The sequence below is a fragment of the Streptomyces sp. NPDC023723 genome, from assembly GCF_040639815.1.
In the GTDB taxonomy this organism is placed as follows: domain Bacteria; phylum Actinomycetota; class Actinomycetes; order Streptomycetales; family Streptomycetaceae; genus Streptomyces.
Genome location: NZ_JBFAAP010000038.1, coordinates 64,688 through 70,822 on the forward strand (window position 1 = coordinate 64,688; position 6,135 = coordinate 70,822).

The 6,135-nt window shown below is 71.2% G+C and carries 10 protein-coding genes; 4 read left to right on the top strand and 6 right to left on the bottom strand.

What is annotated here, in order from left to right; genetic code table 11:
• Positions 1 to 30 precede the first annotated feature (30 nt).
• Positions 31 to 855: a helix-turn-helix transcriptional regulator gene (locus tag AB0G32_RS29715; protein WP_361169981.1), complete on the bottom strand. Its 825-nt coding sequence runs from the start codon at positions 853 to 855 to the stop codon at positions 31 to 33.
• A gap of 368 nt (positions 856 to 1,223) precedes the next feature.
• Here AB0G32_RS29715 and AB0G32_RS29720 point away from each other — a divergent pair, with 368 nt between their 5' ends.
• Positions 1,224 to 1,712 carry an ATP-binding protein gene (locus tag AB0G32_RS29720; protein WP_361169950.1) on the top strand — a complete coding sequence of 163 codons (489 nt, stop codon included), beginning with the start codon at positions 1,224 to 1,226 and terminating at the stop codon, positions 1,710 to 1,712.
• 255 nt (positions 1,713 to 1,967) lie between these two features.
• Here AB0G32_RS29720 and AB0G32_RS29725 read toward each other — a convergent pair whose 3' ends face one another.
• The 5 genes from AB0G32_RS29725 to rpmG all read right to left on the bottom strand — a co-directional run bounded on the left by AB0G32_RS29725 (position 1,968) and on the right by rpmG (position 4,487).
• Positions 1,968 to 2,210 carry a DUF397 domain-containing protein gene (locus AB0G32_RS29725; RefSeq protein ID WP_361169953.1) on the bottom strand — a complete coding sequence of 81 codons (243 nt, stop codon included), beginning with the start codon at positions 2,208 to 2,210 and terminating at the stop codon, positions 1,968 to 1,970.
• A 297-nt stretch (positions 2,211 to 2,507) separates the two neighbouring features.
• Positions 2,508 to 2,717, bottom strand: a complete 210-nt coding sequence (gene rpsR / locus AB0G32_RS29730; RefSeq protein ID WP_361169984.1) for a 30S ribosomal protein S18 — start codon at positions 2,715 to 2,717, stop codon at positions 2,508 to 2,510.
• 152 nt (positions 2,718 to 2,869) lie between these two features.
• Entirely contained in the window at positions 2,870 to 4,045 is a 1,176-nt protein-coding gene (locus tag AB0G32_RS29735) for a GTP-binding protein (RefSeq protein WP_361169956.1), read from the bottom strand.
• The gene (locus tag AB0G32_RS29740) at positions 4,045 to 4,314 is read right to left on the bottom strand and encodes a type B 50S ribosomal protein L31 (protein WP_361169959.1); all 270 of its coding nucleotides are present in this window, start codon (positions 4,312 to 4,314) and stop codon (positions 4,045 to 4,047) included. The genes AB0G32_RS29735 and AB0G32_RS29740 overlap by 1 nt, the downstream gene beginning before the upstream one ends.
• Positions 4,315 to 4,322: 8 nt before the next feature.
• A complete protein-coding gene (gene rpmG, locus AB0G32_RS29745) occupies positions 4,323 to 4,487 on the bottom strand; it encodes a 50S ribosomal protein L33 (protein ID WP_044382365.1) in 165 nt (54 codons plus the stop codon).
• A 72-nt stretch (positions 4,488 to 4,559) separates the two neighbouring features.
• Between rpmG and rpmB the strand changes: the two genes are divergently transcribed.
• The 3 genes from rpmB (at position 4,560) to AB0G32_RS29760 (ending at position 5,975) form a co-directional block, all read left to right on the top strand.
• On the top strand, positions 4,560 to 4,796 hold the full coding sequence (gene rpmB, locus AB0G32_RS29750; RefSeq protein ID WP_361169963.1) for a 50S ribosomal protein L28: 237 nt from the start codon (positions 4,560 to 4,562) through the stop codon (positions 4,794 to 4,796).
• Positions 4,796 to 5,101 (top strand): 30S ribosomal protein S14, encoded by a 306-nt coding sequence (gene rpsN, locus AB0G32_RS29755; RefSeq protein WP_361169966.1) that lies wholly within the window; start codon positions 4,796 to 4,798, stop codon positions 5,099 to 5,101. The genes rpmB and rpsN overlap by 1 nt, the downstream gene beginning before the upstream one ends.
• A 316-nt stretch (positions 5,102 to 5,417) precedes the next feature.
• Positions 5,418 to 5,975, top strand: a complete 558-nt coding sequence (locus AB0G32_RS29760) for a DUF4232 domain-containing protein (protein ID WP_361169969.1) — start codon at positions 5,418 to 5,420, stop codon at positions 5,973 to 5,975.
• Positions 5,976 to 6,135: the final 160 nt, after the last annotated feature.

Genomic DNA, 6,135 nt, shown 5'->3' on the forward strand with positions numbered 1-6,135 from the left:
CACGTCATCGTACTGAACTCTACTGACGAGTCAGATGAGTTGGAGGAGTCCGCGCAGTACGTCGCGGCTCTCGTCCGGGCCCGGACTGTCCTGCTGGAGCTCCTTGATCGCCTTCTCGTACTGGGCGACGTCCTCGGGCTTGTCCAGGTAGAGCGCGCTGGTGAGCTGCTCCAGGTAGACCACGTCGGACAGGTCCGACTCGGGGAAGCTGAGCAACGTGAACGCGCCGGACTCGCCGGAGTGGCCGCCGAAGCCGAACGGCATCACCTGGAGCCGGACGTTGGGGCGCTCGGACATGTCGATCAGGTGCTGGAGCTGGCCGCGCATCACCGCGCGGTCGCCGTAGGGGCGGCGCAGCGCGGCCTCGTCCAGGACGATGTGGAACTGCGGCGCGTTCTCGGCCACCAGGTACTTCTGGCGCTCCAGGCGCAGCGTCACCCGGCGCTCGACGTCGGCCTCGCTCGCACCGCGCGCCCCTCGGCGCACCACCGCGCGGGCGTACTCCGGCGTCTGGAGCAGACCGTGCACGAACTGCACCTCGTAGACGCGGATGGCCGAGGCGGCGCCCTCCAGGCCCACGTAGGTGGGGAACCAGTTGGGCAGTACGTCCGAGTAACTGTGCCACCAGCCCGCGACGTTGGCCTCCTTGGCCAGCGACAGCAGGGAGGCGCGCTCCTGTTCGTCGGTGATGCCGTACAGCGTCAACAGGTCTTCGACGTCGCGTGTCTTGAAACTCACCCGGCCCAGCTCCATACGGCTGATCTTCGACTCCGAGGCGCGGATCGAGTATCCGGCCGCCTCCCGCGTGATCCCCAGCGCCTCACGAAGTCGCCTGAGTTGTGATCCGAGCAGCATGCGCCGCACCACCGATCCGGGCTCTCCCGCGCTCACGTTCGCCAGCCTCCCCAACCATCCGCAGAGGCCGAAGTCTGCCACTAAAACACTCCGAGCAGTACTCGTCCGGTTACGGAAACGGAGTTCAGCCAAAGAAAACACACAGGTGCTGGCAAGGAGTAGCTGACCCGACACCCGGGCGGACAAGGGAAGATGGCGGAAAATTTGCCCAACAAGCGGTACGGGCAGGCGCATTTCGGTCACGTGCACGTGCATCTGCCCTTGCATCTGCTCTGCGCATCCGAAACCATGGTCCCGCACCACCGCGCCGCATCGCTACGGACCGCGAATTCCCGGGAGTGCCTCGCATGGGGACGAATGGATCGACCATGCTCGAGCCGTTGAGGCAGGGCCTTCCGCCGATGGATCCCGCGAGCGTCTCCTGCGCCGCCTCCTGCGCCCTGCCGCCCCGCTACGAAGCGGTGCGCGAGGCCCGCCGGTTCACCCGGCGCACCCTCGACGGCTGGCCCACCGGCGACCGCTTCGACGACATCTGTCTGGTGGTCTCCGAACTGGTCACCAACGCCCTGCGGCACGCACTGCCCGCCGGGGGCGGCGACACCCGGCCGGCGGACGGGCACGGCCCGGTGCGGCTGCATCTGATGCGGTGCGCCGAGCGGCTGGTGTGCGCGGTGCGCGACCCCAGTGACGACAGCCCGGTGGCCCGCACGGCGGAGGACTTCGCCGCGGAGTCCGGCCGCGGCCTGTTCCTGGTCGAGTCCTTCAGCGACGGCTGGGGCTGGTACCCGCTGACCGGCACCCTGCGCGGCAAAGTCGTCTGGGCGCTGTTCCGGCTGCCGGAACCGCCGGCCCAGTGATCTCCCGCGCCGCTTCTTCGGGCCGGGGTTCTACGCGCGTCACGGCGGGCGCGCGGTCCGTCACCCGGCGCTACGGGGCCCACCGGGCCGACCGCGCCCACCGAGCCGACCACACCCACCGGGTCGACCGCGCCCATTGCGCCGACCGATCCGTGGGGACATCCGTGGGAACATCCGAGGGGACATCCGTGGGGACTCCCCTTCGCGGGGCGGCGGGACCGGGCCGGCGGAACCGGGCCGACTGGACCGCCCCGGTCAGCTCGCGACCAGGTGGTCGAACTCCCCGTCCTTGACCCCCAGCAGCATCGCCTCGATCTCGGCGCGCGTGTAGACCAGCGCCGGGCCGTCGGGGAAGCGGGAGTTGCGCACGGCGACGTCCCCGCCGGGCAGCAGGGCGAATTCCACGCAGGAGCCCTGCGAATTGCTGTGCCGGCTCTTCTGCCAGGCCACGCCGTGCAGATCCGTTGCGGCGATGCCGTTGTACACGTCGTGGTTCACAGGCCGCTCCCCGGTGTCACAAGTCGCACAAGTGGCTGGTGTGGCCATTGATGCATTGGTCAACTGATGCGGATCATAACCTTGTTCACGTGCATCTGCATGCGCAAATGCACGTGCACGCGGGGTGGTTCCTCGGTTACAGCCCCGTCTCCTTTGGGACGCCCGGCCGCTGCCGCACGTTCCCGCGTCTGCCCCGGCTTCTGTTGATCATGCAACAACCTCAGGGACCCGCCTGGTCAGGCGGGTCCCTGAGGTTGTTGCGGCCGAGGAGGGCTGAGCGACGGCGCGGGGGCGCGGTCAGCGCCCGGCGTAGGGCAGCAGCGCCATCTCGCGCGCGTTCTTGATCGCGGCGGCCAGCTGCCGCTGCTGCTGCGACGTGACCCGGGTGACCCGGCGGCTGCGAATCCTGCCGCGGTCGGAGAGGAACTTCCGCAGCAGCTCGACGTCCTTGTAGTCGATGTACGTCACGCCCGCCTGGTCCAGCGGATTGGGCCGGGACTTGGACAGGGGTTTGCGGTCGGTCTTGCGGTGGGTCTTGTGGTGGGTCTTGTGGTGGGTCTTGTGGTGGGTCTTGTGGTCGGTCTCGCGGTCGGTCTTGTCTTCGGCATTGCTTTCGGCATTGCTTTCGGCCTTGGGATCGGCCTTGTGGGGCACGGCGGTCAGACCTCCAGAAGGGTGTCGAAGGCGGACGGCAGCCGCTGCCAGGCGCCCGGCCCGGCGGCGTACTCGGCATCGGTGAGCAGGCAGGACTCCAGCAGCCGTACCAGCCCGTCCCGGTCGAGGCCGGGCGAGGTGAAGACGAGGTGCTGGCAGCGGTCGCCGTGCTCCGGGTGCCAGTCGAGGGCGGCGGCGGCCCGGCGGACCGCGGGCATCAGCTCCCAGGCCGCGTCCGGCAGCGAGGCCAGCCACGGCCCCGCCCCCTCCACGCACAGCGCCCCGCCCGCGGCGTCCCAGTGCAGCAGCGTGTCCGGTTTGTCGGCCAGCCAGAACCGCCCCCGGCTGCGGGCCGCGGCGCAGGTCAGGTCCTCCAGCGCGGCGTACAGCCGCTCCGGGTGGAAGGGCCGGCGCCGGTGCCACACCAGGGTCGCGACACCGTGCGCGTCGGCCTCGGCGGGCAGCAGGGCACAGGCCGGGTGCTGGGCGGCCGCCGCGGCCTCCACGTCGAAACCGGCGAGCGCGGCCCGCGCCAGGTCCGAGGTGGAGGAGCCCGCCAGGTCACCGTGGCCGATCGGAACCTGGCGGGCGGTCGGGTGCAGCTGCGCCAGCAGCTCGCGGTCCTCGTCGTCGGCCTCCGGGGAGTCGGCGACGGCCAGCACGGGGGCGTACTCCAGCTGCCGGGCGAAGGTGTCGGCGACCGTGCGCCGGTCGGTGGCGGCCGCGGCCAGGCCGCCGTCGGCCAGGTCGTCGCCGTTGCCGAGGTACGGCAGCACCAGCGCCGGGTCGACGGCGGTGAGCACGCCGGTGACGGTGAAGCCGCCGGCCGTGACCACCTCGGCCATCGCCTTGAGCTCGACGGAGTCCCACAGCTCGACGACGGCGAGCGGGACGGTCCCGGCGTCCGCGAGCCGCGCCAGCTCGGGCACCAGGTCCTCGCGCAGGGCGCAGCAGGCGCAGTCGTTGACCAGCGGCGCCTCCCCGGCGGACAGCATCCCGGTGGCGTCCCGGACGGTCCGTACCACCGTGCCCGCGGCGGCGGTCGCCAGGTCGTGGTGGAGGACGACACTGCCGGGCACGTCGGCCAGCAGCCGGGCCACGGCCGCCGCGCGGGCGTCGGCGTGCAGTCCGCCGACGATCACCACGGGAAGCGCCGGCCGCCCGGCCTCCTGCCCGGCCATCAGCTCTGCTTTCCGGGTCGGCCGTACCGGCGCTCGAAGCGCTCCACCCGTCCGGCGGTGTCCAGGACCCGGGCGGTACCGGTGTAGAAGGGGTGGCTGACGTCCGAGATCTCGACGTCCACGACGGGGTACGTGTGCCCGTCCTCCCACTCGATCGTCTTCCCGCCGATCCGGTCGTCGCTCATGGTGGACCGGGTGAGGAAGGCGTAGTCGGCGGCGCGGTCACGGAAGACGACCGGGCGGTACTCGGGGTGGATTCCCTCGCGCATGGCGGTGCTCAGCGCTCCTCTCGGAAGTCGACGTGCCGGCCGGCCACCGGGTCGTACTTGCGCAGGGTCAGCCGGTCGGGGTCGTTGCGGCGGTTCTTGCGGGTGACGTACGTGAAACCGGTCCCCGCGGTGGACCGCAGTTTGATGACCGGACGGAGTTCGTTGCGTGCCATGCTGCTATCTTACTGAAAACGATTCCCATTAACAGTAGGGGGTCGGATTCCTTCGAGGAGAGGTACGTCACCGTGTCCGCCCACTGCATGCTGACCGGCGCCCAGCCGGGCTTCGGCAACCGCATCTCCCACTCCCACCGGCGCACTTCGCGCCGCTTCGACCCCAACATCCAGTCCAAGCGCTACTGGCTGCCGAGCGAGGGCCGGCACGTACGGCTGCGGCTGAGCGCGCGGGCGATCAAGACGGTCGACACCATCGGCGTCGAGGCGGCCGTGGCCCGTATCCGCGCCCGGGGGGTGCGGGTCTGATGGCGAAGAAGAGCAAGATCGCGAAGAACGAGCAGCGCCAGGAGACCGTCGCGCGGTACGCCGCGCGGCGCGCCGAGCTGAAGGAGATCATCCGCCGCCCGGCCTCGACGGACGCCGAGCGCCTCGCCGCCCAGCGGGAGCTGCGCCGCCAGCCCCGGGACGCCAGCGCCACCCGCGTCCGCAACCGCGACCAGACCGACGGCCGCCCGCGCGGCTACTTCCGTACCTTCGGGCTCTCCCGCGTCTCTCTGCGCCAACAGGCGCACGCCGGACATCTGCCCGGGGTGCGCAAGTCGTCCTGGTAGCTCGCGGGTTGTCGTGCGGCTGGGCCGGCTGACCCGACCCGGCCCGCCGTCCGCTGTCGCTTGGAGCTTCCGGTGACGTGGGTGATGCGGGCGAGGCGGGTCACGCGGGTGGCGCGGGTTGCCCACCGAGAGCGCTCGTACTGCAGCGAGGGCAGCGAGACGTTCGCCAAGGCGGAGGGCGGCAATCTGCCGAGTGGGCTGCCGAGTGGGCTGTCGAGTGTCTGCCGCCGGAGGGGCTCGGCGGCTGAGGCGGCTTCCGGCAAGTAACCTTGCGACTCGCCCGCTGGCCGAACACCTGCCTCCAGAGGACCCGTTCATGCGCACCGCCCGGCCCACCGCCCTCGCCGTCTCGGCAGTCGCGGCGCTTCTGCTGCCCGTGCTGACCTCATGTTCCGACGCGGAGGGCGGCGGCACCGACGACCGCGGCGACGGCGCCGCCTGCCGGATCGGCGGATCGGGTACGGAGGTCGCGGCGAGCCCCGCGCCGGCCGCCGGGGACACCGGCACCGTCACCGTGACCCTGACCAACCGCGGCTCGGAATGCGTCCTCGAAGGTTTCCCGACCGTGACCCTCCTCGTGGACGGCGCATCGAAGGAGATCGGCCGGGAGGAGGGCGCCACGGCACGCCGGCTGACGCTGGCCGAGGACGCCGCGGCGTCCTTCACCCTCACCTACGTGCGCGGGGAGGACGACGGCGCGGGCCTGGACGTCCGCACCGCACGCTTCGCCCTGCCGGGCGCCTCCGCCACGCAGGACATCCCCTGGTCGTACGGCGCCGTCGCGACGAAGGACGGCGACGGGGGCGGTGACGAAGGCGCTGCCGAGGGCGAGCCGGACGCGACGGTGAGCGCGTTCCAGCAGATGGGCGACTGAGGCAGGGCGTCTCGTCTGGGCGTCTTCTCTGGGCGTCTCGTCTGGGCGTCTTGCTGGGCCTCTTAAGACGCCATTTCACTTGGCGTGATCTTGCGGCATTCTGGGGTGATGACTGCTGCGCTTGTCGAGCGGATGGCGCCGGAGGACCTGTGGTCCTTGT